Raw genomic sequence first — 21,642 nt, forward strand, 5'->3', positions numbered from 1 at the left:
GTGTATTTAAAACGAATTGAAATAGCTGGATTTAAATCCTTTGCAGATAAAACAGTGATTGATTTTGAAAATAGTGTGACAGCCGTCGTTGGACCAAATGGGAGTGGCAAAAGTAATATCACTGAAGCAATCCGCTGGGTTTTAGGCGAGCAATCTGCTAAGAGCCTTCGAGGTGGGAAAATGCCCGATATTATTTTCGCTGGTTCAGACTCTCGTAAGCCTTTGAATGTGGCAGAAGTTACAGTACTTTTGGATAATACCGATCATTATTTACCATTGGATTATCAAGAAATCAGCGTGACTCGTCGCTATCGACGAACAGGCGAAAGTGATTTTTTTATCAATAAACAACCTTGTCGATTGAAAGACATCCAAGAACTGTTCTTAGATTCAGGTTTAGGAAAAGAATCGTTTTCGATCATTTCACAAGGGAAAGTAGAAGCAATTTTTAGTAGTAAGCCAGAAGACCGTCGGGGAATATTTGAAGAAGCAGCAGGTGTATTAAAATATAAACAACGCAAGAAAAAAGCGGAACAAAAGTTATTTGAAACAGAAGATAATCTTAGTCGAGTGCAAGACATTATTTACGAGTTGCAAGAGCAATTAACACCTCTAGCTGAGCAAAGTGAAATCGCTAAGAAATTTTTGCAGTTAAAAGAAGAATTAACCCAAACGGATATAGCGTTGATGATTACAGAGATCAACGTTGCGAAAAAAGAGTGGGAAGAAAAACAAACTCAGCTGACACAATTCAATCAAGAGCTGACAAAATTAGCGACACATATCCAATCGCAAGAAGCCGTGCTATCAGAAAAAAGAAAGCAAAACGCCAAAAAAGACCGTCAAATTGAAAAAGGTCAACAAAGTCTGTTGGCATTGTCTGAAAGATTAAAACAAGCAGAAGGGCAAAAAGATGTCTTAATAGAGCGGACAAAGCATACACAAAAGAGTACGCAAGAATATCAGGCTTCTTTGGCCGAGGCGCAAAAGAAAGTAGCGCATTTTGAGGAACTTCAGGAAAAATTGACAAAAGAAACAACTGAAAAAGAAACAGAAATCCAAGAAGCACAACAACAGTTGATGAAGACACAACAAGAATTGGAAAAATATCAAAAATCAACGAAGGAATTATTATCTGAATTACGAGATCAATATGTTGATTTGATGCAAGAACAAGCGAATGTCGGAAATGAATTGAAATATCTTGAACGTCAATATTTACAAGAAACGTCCAAAGGTAAACAAACATTAGCGAAGCAATCAGAAGTAGAAGCCTCTGTCTTGGCGTTATCCTCTCAAAAACAGGAACTATCTGAAAAACAAGCAAATCTTCAACAAGCTTTAGTTAAGAACCAACATGAGTTGGAAGAAGTTCAAACAAAAGGGAAAACAGTACAAACTAAATTAACCAATGAACAACCTAAAATGTACCAATTGATGAACCAAGTCCAACAATTAAAGGCACGCCAAAAAAGTTTACAAGAAATCCAAGAAAACTATTTTGGTTTCTACCAGGGCGTTCGGTTAGTTTTACAACATAAACAACAATTATCTGGTATCGTAGGTGCAGTCGCTGAGTTGATTGATGTACCTAGCTCTTTTACCCTTGCAATCGAAACAGCTCTAGGTGGAGCAGCGCAACACGTCATTGTTGAAAACGAACACGATGCACGTCAAGCAATCACTTATTTGAAAAAGCAAAGAGGGGGTAGAGCGACCTTTTTACCGTTAACAACGATTAAACCTAGACAGTTACCTGCGCACGTTCTTTCGCAAGCAGCAGCGGTAGATGGGTTTTTAGGTATCGCAAGTGAACAAGTGACATTCCCTGCAGAAATTCAAACCGTGGTCCACAATTTATTGGGAACGATCTTATTAGCGAAGGATCTAACTAGTGCCAATGCTATTGCTCAAACCATACGATACCAATACCGAGTAGTGTCTCTGGAAGGAGACGTGATGAATGCTGGTGGTTCCATGACGGGTGGAGCAAATAAACGGGGAAATCAAGGCAGTCTCTTCTCTCAAAATCAAGAATTGAAACAGCTGACAGCAGAATATGAACAAGCAGATCAGCAGTTGCAAAATCAAGAAAAAATTGTTCAAGAACTACAAACCAAAGTCGCTGACTTGAGCCAAAAACAAGAAAAGTTGCGTACGCAAAATGAACAATTGCGGTTTGAAGAGCAGGAAATAACGAATCAACTGCAAAATATCACGAATGACTTAGCACGCTTTGAAAAAGAAAAGCAACTCTCAAACTTTGAAACGAGAGAATTGCAACAATTCATCGAAACATATCAAAAACAACAAGCAGAGTTAACGGCAAGACAAAAGGAAATCGAACAACAACGACAACAAATCGATGAAGAGATCAAATCACTGAACCAAGAAAGTGATCAAATGGAAGAAAAACGATCACAAGTCCAAGCACGAAAAGCACAGGAACAAGCAGATTTAGCTGTCTTGAAAGAGCAATTCAATCATTTACAGATCCAATTACGTGGAGCACGTGTTCAAAAAAATGAAGCACTTGAACGTCAGACAAGTTTAGAGCAACAATTAGCAACATTGACTGCAGATTTTTCTGATCATGAAATCACTGAAGAAAGTTTAGCGAGCCAAATCACGGAACTTGCGCAACAGCGTGAAGAACTGCAAGCAGAACTAGTGGCAGTGAAGGAACAACGAGAACGTACGCAAAAAGAAATCGATCAGCTTGAAACAGTACTTGCTGAAAAAAACCAACAACAAAAGCAACAGCTAACAGAACAATCGAAACTGGAAGTGCAAAAAGACCGTGCAGAAATGTTGTTGGATCATCAGCTGAGCTATTTGCAAACGGAATACCAAATCAGCTTTGAAAAAGCTGTCACTGATTACCAGCCAACTTCCGATATTGTAAGTAGTCGCACGAAAGTAGCAGTCTTAAAAGAGCAGATCGCAGACCTTGGACCAGTGAATATCCGTTCGATTGAGCAATTTGAGCAAGTGAATGAACGACATACGTTTTTAGCCACACAACGTGATGATTTGTTATCTGCAAAGAACCAATTGTTTGAAACAATGGAAGAAATGGATGCTGAAGTACGGGCTCGCTTTAAAGAAGTCTTTGAAGCAATCAGGCAAGAGTTTAAAGTAGTCTTTCCTAATATGTTTGGTGGCGGTCGCGCAGAATTGGTATTGACTGACCCATCGGATCTATTAAAAACAGGGATCGAAATCGAAGTGCAACCACCGGGCAAGAAATTACAAAGTCTGAGCTTGCTTTCTGGCGGGGAAAGAGCATTAACTGCTATCGCCTTGCTGTTTTCAATCATCCGAGTTTGTCCTGTTCCATTTTGTATTTTAGACGAAGTAGAAGCTGCGTTAGATGAAGCAAATGTGAAAAGATTCGGACGTTATTTAAGTGATTTCCAAGATGACACTCAATTCATCGTGGTCACACACCGAAAAGGTACCATGGTAGCTGCCGATGTTTTATATGGAGTAACCATGCAAGAATCAGGTGTTTCAAAAATTGTGTCTGTCCGTATGGAAGATATCAATGAAGAAGGAAAAATGGAAACGAAGGTGTAAGGAAATAAATGATTAAATTAATTGCGATCGACTTAGACGGTACATTATTGAATGAAGAAAAACAAATTTCAGATGAGAATAAGCAAGCTTTAGCGAAAGCAAAAGAAAAAGGTGTTAAGATCGTTTTATGTACTGGTCGTCCCTTAGCAGCAATGGCTCATTATTTGCAAGAGTTAGGATTAGTGGACGAAGGGGATTATAGCATCACCTTCAATGGTGGTCTTGTTCAAAAAAATGATACAGGAGAAATCATTGAGAAAAAAGTGATGGAAGTTGCTGATATCCATCGTTTATATGATCTTGCGCAAAAATTGGCATTGCCCTTAGATGTATTATCAGATCATGTGGTTTTACAATTACCGACTGCACCAGGGAAGAAATCTTTATACAACACATTAAATAAATTATTGCAGTTTCAACCGGCAAATTTAGCAGATCTGACAGACGAGTTTGTGTTGAATAAAGCAGTTATTGCCTATCCGCAAGCGGAATTAGATCCTAAGATCAAAGAAATACCAGCCGAATTTCATGAACGTTATGAAATCATCAAGACCCGCAGTATGCTTTTAGAATTTATGCCAAAAGGTGTGACAAAAGCTTATGGTATTTCTTTACTAGCAAAAGATTTAGGTTTAGAACCAGCTGAGATCATGGCAATTGGGGATGAAGAAAACGATTTGCCGATGATTGAATACGCTGGAATGGGTGTTGCCATGGCAAATGCCGTCCCATTTGTTAAAGAAGCAGCGAATTATGTTACATCAAGTAACTTAGAACATGGTGTAGCCAAAGTTATCGAAAAATTTGTTTTAGATTAGGGGGGATCGTATGGGCTTTTTTGATAAAATCAAGCGTGCTTTTACTGGTGAACAACAAGAACCAGAAGAAGTCGAAGTACAAGAGAAATATGATAAAGGGTTAGAAAAAACCAGAAAAACATTTGGCGAACGAATGAATGAATTGTTTGCTAATTTTCGGACAGTAGACGAAGACTTTTTTGAAGAATTAGAAGAAACACTGATTGGTGCGGATGTTGGGTTTGATACGGCTATTCAGATTTCTGAAGCGTTGCGTCAAGAAGTAAAACTGAGAAACGCAAAGAAACCAGCTGAGATCCAAAATGCAATCATTGAAAAATTAGTGGATTTATATGAACAAGAAGGAATCAATGAAGTTAATGAATTAAATCTACAAGAAGAAGGATTAACAGTTATTTTGTTTGTCGGGGTAAACGGTGTTGGAAAAACAACCAGTATCGGAAAACTAGCCCACCAATACAAAAATGAAGGAAAAAAAGTGCTGCTGGCAGCAGCCGATACTTTCCGAGCAGGTGCGATTGACCAATTAGTGGTTTGGGGCGAACGTGCTGGTGTCGAAGTGGTTCGGGGAAATGCTGGTGGCGACCCAGCAGCAGTTGTGTATGATGCGATGGAACGTGCGAAAAGTGAACAGGCAGATGTGTTGTTAGTAGATACAGCTGGACGTTTACAAAACAAAGTCAACTTGATGAATGAGTTGGAAAAAATCAAACGTGTCATTCAACGAGAATTACCAGATGCACCTCACGAAACATTACTTGTACTAGATGCGACTACTGGTCAAAATGCAATGGTACAAGCAAAACAATTTAAAGAAACAACTGATGTCACTGGGCTCGTTTTAACCAAACTAGATGGTACAGCCAAAGGTGGGATCGTGTTAGCCATCCGTAATGAACTTCACTTACCAGTGAAATTGGTAGGGCTTGGCGAAGGAATCGATGATCTTGAACCATTTGAACCTAATGATTTTGTTATTGGTTTATTTAAAGGATTGTTGAAAGAAGAGTAAACAGTTATTCTTTTTATCAGCAAGAAGAGCATTTAGCTAAAAAATTGAATCTTTTTAGCTAGATGCTTTTTCTTATAGAAAGGTAACGGTAATTCTACATATAATGATGGGATTAGTAAGGTATGGGAGTGAACCAATCCAACCGACGAAGTAAGCGTACATAAAATTGGACAGGCTTTTTTTATATTTTGAAACAATTTCATTCTTTTTCTGGCTATTTTTTACTATAATTAGAGGCATACGAACTGGAGGATAATCAACATGAATTTTAAACAATTACTAAAACATCCTAGTTCACGTCCATTTATCGATCAAGCACGTTTTGGTGTGGAACGAGAAGGACAGCGAGTGAACCTTACAGGAGATCTAACACGTACTGATCATCCAAGTGTTTTTGGCGATCGTACGTTTCATCCATATATACAGACAGACTTTAGTGAAACACAAATTGAATTAATTACACCAGTCACCGATTCGATCCATGAGCTTTTCCAATATATGTCAGCCATTTATGATGTTGCTGCTCGCTCAATTCCTGAAAATGAAATGATCTGGCCTTTAAGTATGCCACCAGCATTGCCAGCAAAAGATGAAGACATCATGATTGCAAAATTAGCAAATTTTGAAGATGTGTTATATCGCCGCTATTTAGCTAAAGAATATGGGAAAAGAAAGCAAATGGTTAGTGGTATCCATTTTAATTTTGAATTTGGAGATGATTTGCTTCGATCGTTGTTTGTGCAACAAACAGAGTTTTCGGAGTTTGCTGCTTTTAAAACAGAGCTATATTTGAAAACTGCGCGCAATTTTCTGCGCTATCGGTGGTTGATTACCTACTTTTATGGGGCATCACCATTAAGTGAAGCAAACTATTTCATTGATAAACCAGCTCCTAATGAGCCAGTTCGAAGTATTCGGAATAGTTCGTATGGTTATACGAATCATCCAAATGTCAAAGTTTCGTATGCTTCAATGGAGCAATATTTGTTCGACATTGAAAAGATGGTTGAAGAAGGAAAACTATCAGAAGAAAAAGAATTTTATACGCCACTTCGTTTTCGTGGTGGTAAACGGGTAGCAGATTTAGCTAAAACGGGTGTGCGTTATATAGAATTAAGAAATATCGATTTAAATCCCAATGCACGTTTAGGAATTGATCAAGAACAAGTTCGTTTCTTACAGTTATTTTTAACTTATATGTTATGGACGGAAGAAAAAGAAGCAGCTGATCAATGGGTGGAAGAAGGAACTAGAAAAAATGAAATCGTCTCTCTTGAACATCCGCTAAATCAAACCGAGTTTATCGAGGAAGGTCGTGATCTTTTAACTGATATGAAGAAGATGGCGCTCGAACTTGAGCAACTAGAGGCACTACCATTGATTGAAAAAATGTTAGAAGAACTGGAACGTCCAAGTGAAACACTAGCAGGAACAATCTATCAAGCAGCAAAAGAAAGTAGTCAACATCAGTTTGCTACCTCTTTGGGTCTTTCTTACTATCAAAAAGCGCATGAACGTCCGTATCAACTCGCAGGATTTAGAGAGATGGAGTTGTCTACGCAAATCTTGTTATTTGATGCGATCCAAAAAGGTATTGAAGTGAAAGTGATTGACGAATCTGATCAATTTTTGCGGTTACAGCATCACGATCATATTGAGTACGTGAAAAATGCAAATATGACAAGTAAAGATAGCTATATCGTTCCCTTGATCATGGAAAATAAAACGGTCACTAAAAAAGTCTTGAGAGAAGCCGGCTATCGTGTGCCAAACGGAGCCGAGTTTACGACAATGGAGGAAGCAGTCAAAGCCTATCCAAGATTCGCAAACAAAGCATTTGTCATTAAACCTAAATCAACGAACTATGGACTAGGCATCACGATTTTTAAAGATGGTGCTGATTTAGAGGACTATCAAGCAGGACTTGCGATTGCCTTTAGCGAAGATCGTTCGATTTTAGTAGAAGAATTTATGCCAGGCACGGAATATCGCTTCTTTGTGATTGATGGCAAAGTCAAAGCAATCATGCTTCGTAAACCTGCGAATGTCGTCGGAGATGGACAACGTACAGTTGCTGAATTGGTCGCTGAAAAGAATCTTGATCCTTTAAGAGGCACAAATCATCGAGCACCTTTAGAGCTAATTCAATTAGGAGAATTAGAGCAACTGATGTTAAAAGAACAAGGGCTTACCATTTCTTCTGTTCCCCAGAAAGATCAGGTTGTTTATCTACGAGAAAATTCTAATATTAGTACAGGTGGCGATTCGATTGATGTCACAGACGAATTTTCTGAAAGTTATAAGCAGATAGCTGTTTCTGCAGTTGAAGCTTTAGGCGCAAAAATTAGTGGAATCGATTTGATTATTCCGGACAAAGAGGTAGCACCGGAAAACAGCGCTACTGCTTATGGGATTATCGAAGCTAACTTTAATCCAGCAATGCATATGCACGTGTACCCATTTGCAGGTAAAGGGAGAAGATTGACTTTAGACGTGTTGCATTTATTGTATCCTGAACTTAATATCCTGACTCAAAATTAATCACATTATGGCAAAACTCACTAGTTAAAAATATCCCATAGAATCCAGAAAATAAGGGTGTTATTTTCGGATTTTATGGGTTTTTTTATGCATCGGGTTGCTAAGTACACGATTTATTTTTAAAAGTCATATGTAAAAAGTTAGTGTCATCTGTTTTTCTTAGTGATTTATTTTTTAATTTTTTTAAGAATAAGTGTGAAATCAAAAAAAAAACAAAAAAAACTGAATCTAGTTTAATGATACGCTTTTTTTGTTCAATCAGGACAGTATAAAAATACCCAATGTGTGAAAAAAGAAAGTGAGTGAAATAAATGAAAAAAAGTACTTTTTTAATCAGCACTGGCTTGTTGGCTTCTTTTTTATTAATTAATAATCCAAGGGTATACGCAGCAAGCACAACTACGACCCCGAGTCCAGCAACAGCTGAAACACCGATCAGTGCGCCACTAGAATTACCAACAAATGGTGGGACTAATCCAACGCCACCAAGTAATACGAAAGATCCTGCCAGCTCATCTGATCCAGGGAATAAATCAAATAATCCTACGGTTGCCTTTGGGATTGCTTATGAACCAGGTACTTTTACAATCCCGTCAACAAAATTATTGGAAACTGGCTCTCAGACGATCCCTGTGACCATGCCACAAAATTCTGGCACATTTGATGTCGGGGTCAAAGACAAAACTCGGGAAACTATGGGATGGTCTTTAAAAGCACAAGTTGTTTGGGATAATGGAGAAAAAGGAATGTCGATTCAAACTGCCCATACTGGAACTAATGCGAAGGTCAATACTGGAAATGGTCAGTTAGTAGACGCTCCAGCTGGTTCAGTTACTGCTGTGCCAAATGTTGAGATTACATCAGATGCTCAAGTTTTATTGATGTCAGGAACACAGGGATTTGTGCATAATGACACCTATGATTATGGATTAGGACAAGTGTCTCTTAAAATAGCAAATACAAAAACTACGCCAGCAGGGACACATACAGGACATGTCGAATGGAATCTATCGGTTGCTCCATAATTACCTTAAGAAGGGAAAGGACTTACTCTTTTCCTTTTTTTGATTATTGGCAGACCAAGCTTTTGATCAAAGAGCTGCTGATAATCAAAAAAAGGAAGGAAGAACGGTATTGTTAAAAAAAGTGCAATCAATCATCTTATTTCTTATGTTTATGTTTATTGGTACGTTGGATGTTCAAGCAGAAGAAATAATGGGAGGCTATACGATCGAACGTATTCCCAATGTGCATCAAATTGATACTAATTTAGGCTATTTTTATCTATGTGAGCAACCAGGTACACAAGATCAATTGGGTGTTAAATTGATCAATAGTTCAAATCAGGAGAAACTATTAACGATTAAAGTTACAAACGCAAATACCAATGTGAATGGTTTGTTAGATTATACAGGTACGATAAAAGACAACAAAGATTTGAAATTACCATTGACTTCGATCGTCAAAGCGACACAGTCAGAAGTCAAAGTACCAGCAAAGAGTGAAGTAAAGACCTCTCTTACGGTTACATTACCCAAAGAAAAATTTCCCGGTGTGGTCGTCGGAGGAATCGTGGTTTCTGAGAAAGCTGAAAAAACACCAAAAGACCAGAAAAAAGAAGTATCAATCGAAAATACGTATAACTACACATTAGGAGTAGTTTTAACCAACAATGCAAAAACCAAAATGAATCAACCTATTTCTGTTACTTTAGAAAAAGTCGCTCCGATTTTATCAAATGGAAGAAAAATCATTCAAGCAGATATTTTAAATCCTAACCCTTATATATTTGATCAAGCAACTGTTGCAGGTAAAATTCTTGAAAAAAATACAGATAAAGTCATCAAAGAGCAACAAAAAACAAATGTAAATATTGCACCTTATTCAGTCTATCCTTTTCAATTTGATTGGAAAAAGGATGAACTAAAAGCAGGGACATATGTTTTTACTGGTTCAGTTAAGGCAGGTGGCAAGGAATGGTTATTTAGCAAAGAATTTACGATCAATCCAACAACGGCTAATGATATCAATGAACAGTCGCTTTATCACGTTGTTGTTCCTCAATGGCTCCAAATTAGTTGGATCATTCTCTTTTTAGTCAATGTAGCTGGCATCAGTTATCTCATTATAAGATATAAGAAAAATTAATGAGTACTCATTCTATTTTTCGTTTATATCCATTTTTAGAAAAAATAGGAGTATGAATGATTTACTTTATGAACAGAAATAACATACTTTCAAAGGAGGAATCAAATAAGTATAAGTCTTATATTTATTTGATTGGAAGGAGTGAACAATGATGTATACGATACCGATTTTTATTATTTCAACGGGTATTCTCTTCATGGGCTTAGCCATTTACCTATTTTTAATGAATTATAAAAGAGTGATTATAGGAGAAGAAAATAAAACGATTCTTTATCTTAATACACTAATTCTTATTACTTCAATTTGTTTCATCTTATTAGGTATTGGTTACTTTTTCGTTGTGGCGAAACAATTATAAGTGAAGAGGAGCTGACTGATTTGAGAAAAATAAAATATGTTTCGATCATGATGATTTTGTTAGGAAATATGGTTTATTATGGACAATCAGGCTTTGCAGATAGCCAAACAGAGCAAACAGCGACTGCCGTTGAAAACAACGACTTGAAGCAAGTAGTAGAATCGCCAACGGGAGGAATTCATCAGGGAGTCTATCAACACATCAACTATCTATTGAATGATTCAGAACTAACGCTGTCAGGATTGTCAGACAATACCCAAGTCCCAGCCATCGTGATTAATTCTTCATTTTTAGATGCTATTCAACCAAATATAAAAAAACTAATCTTATCTCCACAATTTTTGAGAGATATCAACAAAAATGAAGTGCATTCTTTGACGGTATCTGCTGATCTTCCTTTCGCCCCTTGTATTGCTAGTGATCAGGGAAATAGTGTCAACTTGTCACAAGTATTTTTTAGAAATCAAACACTTAGAAATGTTGATTTTGGGCAGACTGATTTTAGTCAAGTGACTAATACAAGTGAAATGTTTAAAAACTGTGCGCAATTACAATCTGTAAAGATCAACAAACTTGATGCGACTAATCTATCAGGTATGTTTATGAATTGTCCGAATTTAACACAAGTGACAATCTTAGAAAATGAAATGCCAGAAGATTTGAGTGATATGTTTAATGATTGTCCACAGTTAACAAAAATTGAGGGAATCAACAATTGGAAGACAACCATGATTAAAAGTGTCAAAGGATTCGTCACTAATTGTCACGCATTAAAAAATTTAGATTTAAGTCATTGGCCAGTTTCATTGCAGAATCAATTGCAAGAACAACTAGCAAACAGTGTCATTTTAAAAGACCTAATGAATGAACATTCTATTGAGGGAAGTTATGTAGCGACATCGCCTGTAGATCAAATAACTTCCTCTGTTACAGCAGCAACCGGTACTGTATCGGAATGGCAATATCAGTTGACGCCACAAAAGGATCGTTATCTTTTAACGAAATACATTGGAAAGAGCCAAGAAATCGTTGTGCCTACAGTAATCAATGGAAAGCCGACTATTTTGAACAATATCAACACTGCAGTTTTCCCTAATTATAAATCGATTACCAGTTTTAAAATTGCTTCGGGGAATAAAGTACCAATTCAAACGACAGATTTAAGACATGCTTTTCAATTTTGGTCGAATTTAAAGGAAGTAGATTTGACGGGATTGGATGTTAGTACAGTGACAAACACAGGAGCGATGTTTGCTAATGATCCCCTTTTAACTAAAGCAAATCTGAGTGGTTGGGATACTTCCCATATTATAGATATGAATTATATGTTCAATGCAGATCGAAAATTACAAGAATTAGAACTAGCAAATTGGGATGTTCGTCAAGTAGTAAATATGGATCATATGTTTTCTTATTTATCTAGTGTAAAAAAATTAGATTTGAGCTCTTTTCAAACCGAAAAAGTAAAGATTATGAACAGCATGTTTCTTGGCATGAATGAGTTAAACTTATTAGATTTAAGACAATTTGATCTGACGAATGTCACTGATACTACTAATATCTTTACTACAGACAACAAGACTCCACTATTAGTTATTGCCAAAGATAATAAACTATTGAATTATAATTATCTTTCAAATAATCGGATAATCGCTGGTCCTACTTTTGATGCCAACGGGGGGACGTTTGAAGATAATAGTATAACAAAACACTATTTCCAATCTGTTGCGGTTTCTCCTACCGATCCTAAACTACAAATGGCAACACTTGATCAATTCAAAGCTACTCTAGTCGCTGAGAAACCAAATAGCATTTTTATCGGCTGGAACATAAAAGAAGGGGGCAGTGGAAATCAGGTGACAGACTTACTCAATACGACTTATCAAGCCATCTGGTCACCATTACCAGAAATGCCATCTCCTTCAGACAATATGAGACCGGGAACAACAAGTTCATTTGGACTTTCTTATATCCCTAAGAAATTTAGCTTTCTTGAAACACCATTAAAAGAATCAGGAGAGCAATATATTCCATTTATTAAACAAACTTCTTTTGATGTCGGTGTATGTGATGAGAGTCAAACTAATAATAGTTGGTCACTACAAGCGCAACTTGTTTGGGATAGCGCTCAGGAGATTCCAACAAGCTCGATCGTCCTAACTAACCAAGGTATCGTGAAGAAAAATATCAATGATGGAAATGCGCCATTTAATCCTAGTACGGACTTGGTTGATTGTGGTAGTGAAGTCCAAGGTACTATTTCACCAGAAATAAAAACGGATAGCCCAACCGTTATAATGAAAGCTACTCAAGCAATTCATACCTCTGTCTATAATTATGATTTAGGAAATGTCTCGCTCAAAATCACTGATGCAAAGGTAGCACAACCCGGAAATTATACGGGGCACGTTGAATGGAATTTAGTTAATGCCCCTTAAAATTGATTGAATAGTTATGAAGATCAAAAGAAATTAGCTATGGGATAACATAGGTGAAAGATTTTTTACTGAATGAGGTATGTTGTAGATTGAAAATAGTGTTCAACGCCAAAAAAAGAGAAGATACTTAAATTGCTTGTCAATTTTAGTATCTTCTCTTTTTTAGAGATTGTTTTGAGTATCATGCCTTTTATGGGGAATATGACAGTCAGCATAAGCTTAAAATAGTCGTTCCCAAAAGCTTTTTTTCTTCGGCTGTTCTTTTGGAGAAAGAGACTCTTGTTTGGGATATTTCTTTTCTACATCAATGACTGGCTCGTTGACCGCTTCTTTAGCAGCGACTAATAAACCAAAGCTATTGGGATCATCAGATACATAATCATTAACGATCGTAAAGCGTACATTTTGTTTGGTAGCAAGTTGGATATATTGATTCTGGATCGTTAAAGGTAGCGAGCCATTCAGAAGAACCGTAACATCGGGTTGTTTTTCGATTTCTTTGAGAAAGTTTTCTTTGTTTATAGGATCTTTCATCTCAGCTACAGTCATACTTAAATAGCAACGTTCACGGAATGTCCCCATATATTTATGTTGTTCCTCCGGATTAACTAATGGTGTACCATACATCCCCTTATCTAAGTGGCTTTGTACATCATCTTTTGACATCAAAATATCCTCCTTTTCATTGTATAGCTAATAAAAGTATAACATACAAACAATTGAAGTTTGAAAGGAAAAAAAGCGGTTGCTTTTGTTCATCTGTTCACTTAGAATAAGAATGAGAATCATTATCAATTACAGGAGGGGTTTGATGCGCTACGGTTGGCTCATAGGGTTGTTAGGTTTACTGACTATCAGCTCATTATTTATTGGTGTCTCAACGATTCAAGTAATTGATTTGCTTCAATTCAAAGGACAAAGCACGCAATTGTTTCTTGCCACTCGTCTGCCACGAACGGTTTGCCTGATCCTTGCAGGAGCAACTAGCAGTATTTGTGGCTTGATCATGCAACATTTGACGCAAAATAAATTTGTTTCGCCTACCACAGCTGGAACGATGGATAGTGCAAGATTGGGTATTTTAGTGGTGATGCTTTTTTTACCAAATGCACCGTTGCTTTTACGTTCATTTACTGCTTTTTTGTTTGCTTTTGGTGGGACACTTTTATTTCTTTTTTTGGCACAAACGTTACCTCAAAAGAATCAACTGATGTTACCATTGATCGGTGTCATGTTAGGTAATATCATCGGCTCCATTGCCACTTTTTTTGCTTATCAATTTCAATTGATCCAAAATATGTCTTCTTGGTTACAGGGGAATTTTGCCACGATTATACGTGGAAATTATGAATTGCTTTATGTAACCGTTCCATTATTAATCGTTATTTCTTTCTTTGCTTATCGATTTACGATTGTTGGATTGGGGGAGTCATTTGCGGTCAATTTAGGGATTGACTATAAAAAAATGCAGTTACTAGGGATCGGTCTCGTTTCTTTGGCTAGTGCGATTGTTTTGATCATGGTGGGAAGTATTCCATTTTTAGGGGTAATCATTCCAAATATCACAGCCCGTTTATATGGAGATCAAGTACATAAAACAATTGGTATTACTGCATTGTTGGGAAGTGTTTTCTTACTTTTTTGTGATATCGTTGCTCGCTTGGTGATCTACCCTTACGAAATCCCAGTAAGTGTGATCGTGGGGATCTTCGGGGCAATTATTTTTCTCTATTTGTTGGTTAGGAGGAAAAAATATGCTTAAAAAAAGGGGCGTATTCATTGGACTGTTGCTTCTTGTCCTCTTAGTGATTATGAGCTATTTAACGATCAACACTTATGGAAATTGGCAATTTGCTTGGGCCTTACGGAGTAAAAAAATCGTTGCTTTTTTACTTGTTGCGTTAGCCACCAGTAGTGCCACGATCAGTTTTCAGACAATTACCCAAAATCAGTTTCTGACACCCTCAGTATTAGGACTAGATTCTCTCTATGTCTTAGTTCAAACGGTCCTTTTCTTTGTCGTTGGGGGTGTGACCATGCTTCAGCAAACAGGGACAGGCTTTTTTTTGACAAATATTGCGTTAATGGTTGGCTTGAGTCAATTACTCTTTTTCTTTTTACTAAAGAAAGGACAAACGAACTTGTTTTTGCTTTTGATGACTGGTGTCATCTTAGGGACTTTGTTCAGTAGTGTGAGTACATTTCTACAAGTGGTGATGGACCCAAACGAATATGATTTATTACAAGGAAAATTATTTGCTAGTTTTGGGAACATCCCTAGTCATTATCTAGTACCAGCAACTATATTGATTAGTGGTACATGGCTCTTTTTGTTTTATAAAAGTCGTTATTTAGATGTTTTTCATCTAGGGCAAGAGCAGGCAATCAATTTAGGAATCGATACAGAGCGATTTCAATTTTTAATCCTGTGCGGTGTCAGTCTTTTAACAGGGACAGCAACGGCATTAGTAGGACCATTAACTTTTTTAGGTTTTATTGTAGCGAATGTTAGTTATCGATTATTTGCGACTTATCGGCATCGAGAGTTGTTTTTAGGTAGTTTTTTGGTTGCGTTACTGTTTTTGGTGGGGGGACAACTGCTGGTTGAACAAATTTTTAAATGGAATACCACTGTCAGTGTCATCGTAGAATTTTCAGGAGGACTGTACTTTATGATCAAACTGATTCGAGAAAGGAAGACAATTGGATGATCGATTTAAAAAAGGTCAATAAAAGTTACCATGACAAACGGGTAGTCAAAGATGTCGATGTCTCTATCCATGACCAAAGATTAACGGCTTTTATTGGTCCCAATGGTGCTGGTAAATCAACGGTTTTATCCATGATTAGTCGTTTGATTGCGAAAGATACTGGGGAAATCTATCTTGATCATAATGAAGTGAAAGCCTGGCGATCAAAAGAATTAGCTCAAAAATTAGCCATTTTACGCCAATCAAATGGCATCAGTATGCAAATCACAGTGGAAGAATTGGTAGAATTTGGGCGCTTTCCTTATACAAAAGGCAAGCTAACTACAAAGGATCAACAAATCGTGGCGGAAGCTTTGCAACACTTAGGTTTAACCTCCTTAAAAAACCAGATGATCCATACGCTTTCGGGTGGGCAACTACAACGAGCCTATATAGCGATGGTGTTAGCCCAAGATACTGATTATATCTTACTAGATGAACCGCTAAATAATTTGGATATGAATTTTGCTGTTCAGATCATGCAAATTTTACAACACTTAGTTCGAGATTTAGGGAAAACGATCATTATTGTGCTTCATGATATCAATTTTGCAGCAAGCTATGCGGATGAGATCATTGCCATGAAAAATGGGGAACTGTTTATTCAAGGAGCCACCAATGAAATTATCCAAAAGAACATCTTAGATGAATTATATGAAATGGACATTCGAGTTTGCGAGATTGAAGGACGCAGATTCTGTCTTTATTTTTAAAATAGCAGAAGGAGAATCGGAATGAAAAAATTAGTTGTCAGTTTTTTATTAGTAGCAACAGTAGCGTTAGCAGCATGTGGTAGCAATGCGGGGAGTACTACGACAAATACGAAAACCAGCGGCGGAGAAGTTCAATCTTCTTTGACCGTAAAAGACAGTAACGGTGAGAAAATTGAAGTTAAACAAAAACCTCAAAAAGTCGTCGTCTTTGATAATGGTTCTTTAGATACTTTGGATGCATTAGGAGTGGGGGATAAAGTCGTTGGTGCGGCCACGAAGAATTTACCAGACTATTTGGCAAAATATAAAGAAGTGGATTCCGCAGGCGGACTTAAAGAACCTGATTTAGAAAAAATCAACCAAATGCAACCTGATTTGATCATTATCTCAGGGAGACAAAGCGATTATCAAGAGGAATTAAACAAAATTGCGCCTACTTTATATTTAGCTGTTGATTCAAGCAAGCCATGGGAATCGATACAACAAAATGTTCAAACCTTAGGAAAGATTTTTGATCGAGAAGATCAAGCCGAGGCAGGACTTACCGATTTAACTAAAAAAATCAATGAGATAAAAGAAAAAACAAGTAATCTTGATCAAACTGCGTTAGTGACGTTAGTCAATGAAGGACAATTATCCGCCTATGGTTCAGGATCACGCTTCGGACTTGTTCATGATGTCTTTGGTTTTAAACAAGCAGATGAACATATTGAAGCTTCTACTCATGGACAAAGCGTCTCTTATGAATATGTATTAGACAAAAATCCTGGTATTCTTTTTGTGGTAGATCGTACGAAAGCGATCGGTGGCGATGACAGTAAGGATAATGTCGCTGCGAATGAGTTGATTGCACAAACGGATGCAGGTAAACATCATAAAGTGATTTCGCTACAGCCAGACGTTTGGTATCTAAGTGGTGGAGGCTTAGAATCCATGAAATTAATGATTGAAGATGTTGCTCAAGCCTTGAAATAAAGTAAAAACGAGATGGGACGATTGTTATCGGTCTCATTTTCTTTATATATAAAAAAATATTAGATTCTATAGATGGTGGAGTAATCTTTTTTATAGTCATAACGGGATGTGCTCATATTTATGTAAGCTTAGAACAACTATTTCTTTCTTGAGGAAAAAATTAATGAATATTATATCTTCAACTATGCTATATTTGTTAGCAACTCCCACTAATGAATCGAATAAAGTTTTTTAAATTATTCATCTTAATCTCTACATATGAAAGGAATTGAATTATATGGATGATTATCAACGTCGTTATGAGCTTTTAGCCCTGACCTTAGGGTTAAAACATAATACCAACTTATACTATAGAATGGAAGATGCTGTCAAAGAGCACAAGAGAGACGGTGATACTGGCACAGAGGACGAAGTGATGCTACTTTCTACCTACAAAAAAATGATTGAACAGGATACTGATGGGTTCTTTATTGATGAAAATAGGAAAGAACACATTCTTTCGTCATTAACAAAAACACTAGATTTTTGTAATGCACCAAGTACTACTGCATCGTTACAAATACTGGAAAGTCTTAAAACAAATGATCCTACGTCATTTTTGATTGTACCACTTGCCTATCCTCTTTATTCTGGTAAAGGACATTGTTCTGGATTAATAATATATAAACATGGAAATTGTTATGACGTAGTAATGGTTGATAAAGCGAAACTATTTAATCATCAATTTCCTGTTGGACTTGTAACCATCTATGCTGAAAGAATAGATCAGCTTAATCATGTACTTTATTTAAGTAATAAGTTTGCTCTACCAACGATACAACCTTTCGAAGAATTAAAGAAATTAGTTCACATATCAACAAAAAAGTGTGTTTCTAGGCTTAACGTTGATATGTCACCTCAAAATGTTGGAAACTGCGTTGTTAACGAGGTAGAGTCTACACTTAAAGTAGCTCTTTTTAACTGTCAAAAAAGTATTCTGTCATATTCTCATTCTAAACCAACATTGAGACCTAAATGGAACTCTTGCCCTAATTCAACTTTAGAGATGAGAAAACGATTTCTTAAGGCTTTGAAAACTAATAAACATGAACAAAATAAGTCTTTTGACTATATTTTTAACAATTATTATCTGAAGCGAAAAAATCATCCAAAAAATGTAAAATTACAACAGAAGATGATGAAATTAGAAAAAATACGAAGTCAAAGAAAAAATAATATATATAAAAAAATAAAATACATAGTTTTAAAAAGAAGATATAACAATATTTATAAAAGAAATTGGAGGCTTTATAAACGGAATAAAATTGTTGAAGAATTTAAAAAAGATTCTCGTATTGTAGGAATCAACAATGAACAAATGCCACCTTCTATACCTCAATTAAAAAAAATGGGAGATATTCTTACCTTACCTAGACAACAAAGAACTGAGCCTTCGTTACAATCATATGTTGTAAAGCAAGAGAAATACTTTTCTAGAACATAAGCTTGTTTAATAAAAGTACATTTTTTTTTAAGGAAGATTAATGGTTATGGATTTGTATATAGATATATATTTAGAAGATTTAAATAGGAGAAAAAATGAGACTGTCAGAAAATAATCTGTCAGTCTCTCTTTTGGTTATAAAGCAAGCTATTAGTAGCATTTAGGGAAGTCTGTCTTCAACATAAATTCATTTTCGACTTCATAAGGATTAATTCTAGGTTGATGTTGGGTAAATAATCGTGTGAAAAATTTTTTTATCATCTCGTTCGCCTCCTATGGTGTTGATAAAGATACTAAACGAAACATAAATAAAACTTAAATTTTTATCCTTTTGTTTCAGCTAATGTTTGGTAATTTAAAATTGTCATCGTACGATAAAATTCAGCCGGTAAATGTGCCCACCGTTGTAATAATTGGGAAAAATAACTTTTTCCGGCTTTGATTTTATACTCACCGAGTACTAAGCCAAAAGACGGCATTAGTTTTTTTGATAATTGTTTAAATGTCGTGAGGGCTTGTTCTTTATCCTCGTTGACAAATAAGGTTTTTACTTCAATATAAGATCCTTCAATATTTTGGGTTTCTTCAATAAAATAGATTTTTTTCGTATATTCTCTCATAGGAACTCCTCCGATATCCATTGTATTTATTGGTTATTTCAACGATAACGAAAAGATGTTAATAAAACGTGAACAAAAAATTATTCTTTTTCAAGCAATGATTAAGGATTTTTTATTTTGAACTTTCCAGTCCTTTATTTTAGGCAGGTTTAAGAATTCTTTCGACGGAAGTAGTTGAAAGTTATAACAAATTTCGCTACAGTTAAGAAAACGAAAAAGCAAAAGGTGAGGATAGCGATGGAACAATTGATCAATCGAAATTTGGTTTTTGCGCAACATCAACGTATTGAAACAGAGCGCTTGATTTTACGCCCCGTTACATTAAATGATGCAAAAGACATGTATGACTATGCTCATGATGAAGAAACGACACGGTTTGTATTTCCAACACATCAATCCGTTGAAGATACGAAAAACAGCATCGCTAATTATTTTATGTCAGCACCTTTAGGGAAGTACGGTATTGAATTAAAAGAAAATCAACAATTCATCGGGACAATTGATTTAAGAGTACAAGAAAATGAAGATAACGCAGAGATCGGATATGCACTGAATAAGAACTATTGGGGAAGAGGATTTGTTCCAGAAGCGAGTCAAGCATTGATAAAATTAGGATTTGAAGAGTTAAACTTGGTCCGAATCTTTGCTTATCACGATGCAGAAAACCCTAAGTCGGGGCGTGTAATGGAAAAACTTGGGATGAAAAAAGAAGGAATCATCCCTGATGCAAGGCGTTTCAAAGGAAAAATCGTTTCAGTTGTCTTGCGAGGATTGACACGACAAGAATGGCAAGCAGGTAGAAGTTGATAAAGGTGTAGCATAAACAAGTTAGTTGCATCTGAGTTGTAAAATCATTAAGCTAAGTTTGAGGTGATAAGAATGGAATTATTACTAACAGATGAAGCAAAAGAAAAATTATTAGCACAACAAAATGAAGATGAACAGTTATTACTTGATATTGAAGACGGAGATGGTCCTTTTGCCGACAGTCGAGTAACTTGTCAGATTGATACATCCTTTCGTTTGATTCTCGTAAAGAAAGAGACAACAAAAGATTTGAGTTTATACTCTGTCAAAGTAGAAACAGCTGTTGGACCAATCTACATCAAAAAAAGTGCATTGATGTATCTAGATGATCCGACGACAATTGCAGTTGAACCGACTTATAAGAGTTTACAGTTAAAAGGCCCCAGTGGATTACTAAAAGGTAATCTTCAAATCATACATCACGAGTAGAAAATAGGAGACAGAAGGTAAGCGTATGGGAAACTTGGCAATTATCAGCGATTTACATGTAGATATCAATCAGTTTAGTGAACAAGAATGGCTGATTTTGTGGAAGGTTCTCACAGACAAAGGGATCACACGGCTTCACTTAGCAGGAGATGTGGCGAATAAAGTTGATCTTTGCCAAGCAGTTGTTGAATTTTTTGCTAAAAAAGGAATTTCTACAACGTTCAACTTTGGGAACCATGAATTGGCAGATGTTGAGGGAGAAGAAATGATGAATCATTTCCCGGATTCTCACTTTTTAAATGAACGATATCTGGCGTTGAATGAGCAGACAGTCCTACTTGGGATGAATGGTTGGTATGATTATCAATTCTCAGAGTTAAAAGAAAATAAACAAATTCTGTGCATGAAGAACCTTTACTGGTATGATCGTTTTATTAAACGAGAGGGAAGTGACATTGAAGTCAACGCTCGAGTTCTGATAGCAATGAAAAAGTTACTAGACCAGTTAGAAGCAAAAAAACTGGACGTTATTTTAGCGACACATTTTGTTCCTAAAAAAGACTTTATTGTCTATCAAAACGCTCCATACGAACGCTGGAACAACTTAAATGCTTTTTTAGGTTCAGCTTCTTTTGGACAACTATTAGATCAATACGATAATATCAAACAGGTTGTTTTTGGACATACCCATCGTCGTTTTGAAGATAAAATCATTCATGGTACCCGCTATAGTTGCCGTCCTTTTGGCTATTATTATGAATGGCAATTGACGAGGGAGTTTGTACGAAAAAATCACTTGATCGATAGTTATCATCCCATGAAGTTACGCACGCTATTACGAAAACACGACCCAGAGTTTAATCGCTACCGCAATGAACATTTGTACGAAGAGTTTGCAAAAGCCATGACGACCATTTCTTATTAGAAGGGTTGTCATGGCTTTTTATTCCATTGTCAACGAGTAATATCAT

The 21,642-nt window shown here is 36.3% G+C and carries 18 protein-coding genes; 16 read left to right on the forward strand and 2 right to left on the reverse strand.

Annotated elements, in window-relative coordinates; all coding sequences use genetic code 11:
* The 8 genes from smc to IGJ32_RS00600 all read left to right on the forward strand — a co-directional run bounded on the left by smc (position 1) and on the right by IGJ32_RS00600 (position 12,894).
* Positions 1-3,579: a chromosome segregation protein SMC gene (smc, locus tag IGJ32_RS00565; protein ID WP_342081899.1), complete on the forward strand. Its 3,579-nt coding sequence runs from the start codon at positions 1-3 to the stop codon at positions 3,577-3,579.
* Positions 3,580-3,587: 8 nt separating this feature from the next.
* Positions 3,588-4,397, forward strand: coding sequence for a Cof-type HAD-IIB family hydrolase (locus IGJ32_RS00570; RefSeq protein ID WP_063626406.1), 810 nt, complete (start codon positions 3,588-3,590; stop codon positions 4,395-4,397).
* A 10-nt stretch (positions 4,398-4,407) separates the two neighbouring features.
* Entirely contained in the window at positions 4,408-5,409 is a 1,002-nt protein-coding gene (gene ftsY, locus IGJ32_RS00575; protein WP_010720411.1) for a signal recognition particle-docking protein FtsY, read from the forward strand.
* 261 nt (positions 5,410-5,670) lie between these two features.
* Positions 5,671-7,950, forward strand: a complete 2,280-nt coding sequence (gshAB, locus tag IGJ32_RS00580) for a bifunctional glutamate--cysteine ligase GshA/glutathione synthetase GshB (protein WP_207426854.1) — start codon at positions 5,671-5,673, stop codon at positions 7,948-7,950.
* A 311-nt stretch (positions 7,951-8,261) separates the two neighbouring features.
* Positions 8,262-8,975, forward strand: a complete 714-nt coding sequence (locus tag IGJ32_RS00585) for a hypothetical protein (RefSeq protein WP_010720409.1) — start codon at positions 8,262-8,264, stop codon at positions 8,973-8,975.
* 109 nt (positions 8,976-9,084) lie between these two features.
* The gene (locus IGJ32_RS00590; protein ID WP_181915167.1) at positions 9,085-10,098 is read left to right on the forward strand and encodes a DUF3324 domain-containing protein; all 1,014 of its coding nucleotides are present in this window, start codon (positions 9,085-9,087) and stop codon (positions 10,096-10,098) included.
* 151 nt (positions 10,099-10,249) lie between these two features.
* Positions 10,250-10,456 carry a hypothetical protein gene (locus IGJ32_RS00595; RefSeq protein ID WP_034698647.1) on the forward strand — a complete coding sequence of 69 codons (207 nt, stop codon included), beginning with the start codon at positions 10,250-10,252 and terminating at the stop codon, positions 10,454-10,456.
* 20 nt (positions 10,457-10,476) lie between these two features.
* Positions 10,477-12,894, forward strand: coding sequence for a BspA family leucine-rich repeat surface protein (locus tag IGJ32_RS00600; protein WP_063626409.1), 2,418 nt, complete (start codon positions 10,477-10,479; stop codon positions 12,892-12,894).
* A 219-nt stretch (positions 12,895-13,113) separates the two neighbouring features.
* Here the strand turns inward: IGJ32_RS00600 and IGJ32_RS00605 are convergent, their stop codons facing one another.
* On the reverse strand, positions 13,114-13,560 hold the full coding sequence (locus tag IGJ32_RS00605; protein ID WP_010720405.1) for a YueI family protein: 447 nt from the start codon (positions 13,558-13,560) through the stop codon (positions 13,114-13,116).
* Positions 13,561-13,705: 145 nt separating this feature from the next.
* Here IGJ32_RS00605 and IGJ32_RS00610 point away from each other — a divergent pair, with 145 nt between their 5' ends.
* The 5 genes from IGJ32_RS00610 (at position 13,706) to IGJ32_RS00630 (ending at position 18,815) form a co-directional block, all read left to right on the forward strand.
* A complete protein-coding gene (locus IGJ32_RS00610) occupies positions 13,706-14,656 on the forward strand; it encodes an ABC transporter permease (RefSeq protein ID WP_010736816.1) in 951 nt (316 codons plus the stop codon).
* Entirely contained in the window at positions 14,649-15,605 is a 957-nt protein-coding gene (locus tag IGJ32_RS00615) for an iron chelate uptake ABC transporter family permease subunit (RefSeq protein WP_063626410.1), read from the forward strand. Before IGJ32_RS00610 ends, IGJ32_RS00615 begins: the two co-directional genes overlap by 8 nt.
* Positions 15,602-16,357, forward strand: coding sequence for an ABC transporter ATP-binding protein (locus IGJ32_RS00620; protein ID WP_034698655.1), 756 nt, complete (start codon positions 15,602-15,604; stop codon positions 16,355-16,357). The genes IGJ32_RS00615 and IGJ32_RS00620 overlap by 4 nt, the downstream gene beginning before the upstream one ends.
* Positions 16,358-16,378: 21 nt before the next feature.
* Positions 16,379-17,332 (forward strand): siderophore ABC transporter substrate-binding protein, encoded by a 954-nt coding sequence (locus tag IGJ32_RS00625; protein WP_081128351.1) that lies wholly within the window; start codon positions 16,379-16,381, stop codon positions 17,330-17,332.
* Positions 17,333-17,609: 277 nt separating this feature from the next.
* Positions 17,610-18,815: a hypothetical protein gene (locus tag IGJ32_RS00630; RefSeq protein ID WP_113792598.1), complete on the forward strand. Its 1,206-nt coding sequence runs from the start codon at positions 17,610-17,612 to the stop codon at positions 18,813-18,815.
* A gap of 323 nt (positions 18,816-19,138) precedes the next feature.
* Here the strand turns inward: IGJ32_RS00630 and IGJ32_RS00635 are convergent, their stop codons facing one another.
* Complete coding sequence (locus tag IGJ32_RS00635; RefSeq protein ID WP_034698663.1) at positions 19,139-19,435, reverse strand: hypothetical protein; 297 nt, start codon at positions 19,433-19,435, stop codon at positions 19,139-19,141.
* 237 nt (positions 19,436-19,672) lie between these two features.
* Here IGJ32_RS00635 and IGJ32_RS00640 point away from each other — a divergent pair, with 237 nt between their 5' ends.
* The 3 genes from IGJ32_RS00640 (at position 19,673) to IGJ32_RS00650 (ending at position 21,596) form a co-directional block, all read left to right on the forward strand.
* Complete coding sequence (locus tag IGJ32_RS00640) at positions 19,673-20,242, forward strand: GNAT family N-acetyltransferase (RefSeq protein WP_010720398.1); 570 nt, start codon at positions 19,673-19,675, stop codon at positions 20,240-20,242.
* Positions 20,243-20,314: 72 nt separating this feature from the next.
* The gene (locus IGJ32_RS00645) at positions 20,315-20,671 is read left to right on the forward strand and encodes an iron-sulfur cluster biosynthesis family protein (RefSeq protein WP_010736822.1); all 357 of its coding nucleotides are present in this window, start codon (positions 20,315-20,317) and stop codon (positions 20,669-20,671) included.
* A gap of 25 nt (positions 20,672-20,696) precedes the next feature.
* Entirely contained in the window at positions 20,697-21,596 is a 900-nt protein-coding gene (locus tag IGJ32_RS00650) for a metallophosphoesterase (protein ID WP_373169102.1), read from the forward strand.
* Positions 21,597-21,642 lie beyond the last annotated feature (46 nt).

The organism is Enterococcus sp. DIV1639a (assembly GCF_050530445.1).
Taxonomy (GTDB): Bacteria; Bacillota; Bacilli; order Lactobacillales; family Enterococcaceae; genus Enterococcus_B; species Enterococcus_B hirae.

What these genes read in the sequence shown, in the direction of transcription:
- IGJ32_RS00570 (WP_063626406.1), top strand. Translation starts at nt 3,588, where the DNA reads ATGATTAAATTAATTGCGATCGACTTAGACGGTACATTATTGAATGAA.
- ftsY (WP_010720411.1), top strand. Translation starts at nt 4,408, where the DNA reads ATGGGCTTTTTTGATAAAATCAAGCGTGCTTTTACTGGTGAACAACAA.
- gshAB (WP_207426854.1), top strand. Translation starts at nt 5,671, where the DNA reads ATGAATTTTAAACAATTACTAAAACATCCTAGTTCACGTCCATTTATC.
- IGJ32_RS00585 (WP_010720409.1), top strand. Translation starts at nt 8,262, where the DNA reads ATGAAAAAAAGTACTTTTTTAATCAGCACTGGCTTGTTGGCTTCTTTT.
- IGJ32_RS00595 (WP_034698647.1), top strand. Translation starts at nt 10,250, where the DNA reads ATGTATACGATACCGATTTTTATTATTTCAACGGGTATTCTCTTCATG.
- IGJ32_RS00605 (WP_010720405.1), bottom strand. Translation starts at nt 13,560, where the DNA reads ATGTCAAAAGATGATGTACAAAGCCACTTAGATAAGGGGATGTATGGT.
- IGJ32_RS00610 (WP_010736816.1), top strand. Translation starts at nt 13,706, where the DNA reads ATGCGCTACGGTTGGCTCATAGGGTTGTTAGGTTTACTGACTATCAGC.
- IGJ32_RS00615 (WP_063626410.1), top strand. Translation starts at nt 14,649, where the DNA reads ATGCTTAAAAAAAGGGGCGTATTCATTGGACTGTTGCTTCTTGTCCTC.
- IGJ32_RS00620 (WP_034698655.1), top strand. Translation starts at nt 15,602, where the DNA reads ATGATCGATTTAAAAAAGGTCAATAAAAGTTACCATGACAAACGGGTA.
- IGJ32_RS00625 (WP_081128351.1), top strand. Translation starts at nt 16,379, where the DNA reads ATGAAAAAATTAGTTGTCAGTTTTTTATTAGTAGCAACAGTAGCGTTA.
- IGJ32_RS00630 (WP_113792598.1), top strand. Translation starts at nt 17,610, where the DNA reads ATGGATGATTATCAACGTCGTTATGAGCTTTTAGCCCTGACCTTAGGG.
- IGJ32_RS00635 (WP_034698663.1), bottom strand. Translation starts at nt 19,435, where the DNA reads ATGAGAGAATATACGAAAAAAATCTATTTTATTGAAGAAACCCAAAAT.
- IGJ32_RS00640 (WP_010720398.1), top strand. Translation starts at nt 19,673, where the DNA reads ATGGAACAATTGATCAATCGAAATTTGGTTTTTGCGCAACATCAACGT.
- IGJ32_RS00645 (WP_010736822.1), top strand. Translation starts at nt 20,315, where the DNA reads ATGGAATTATTACTAACAGATGAAGCAAAAGAAAAATTATTAGCACAA.
- IGJ32_RS00650 (WP_373169102.1), top strand. Translation starts at nt 20,697, where the DNA reads ATGGGAAACTTGGCAATTATCAGCGATTTACATGTAGATATCAATCAG.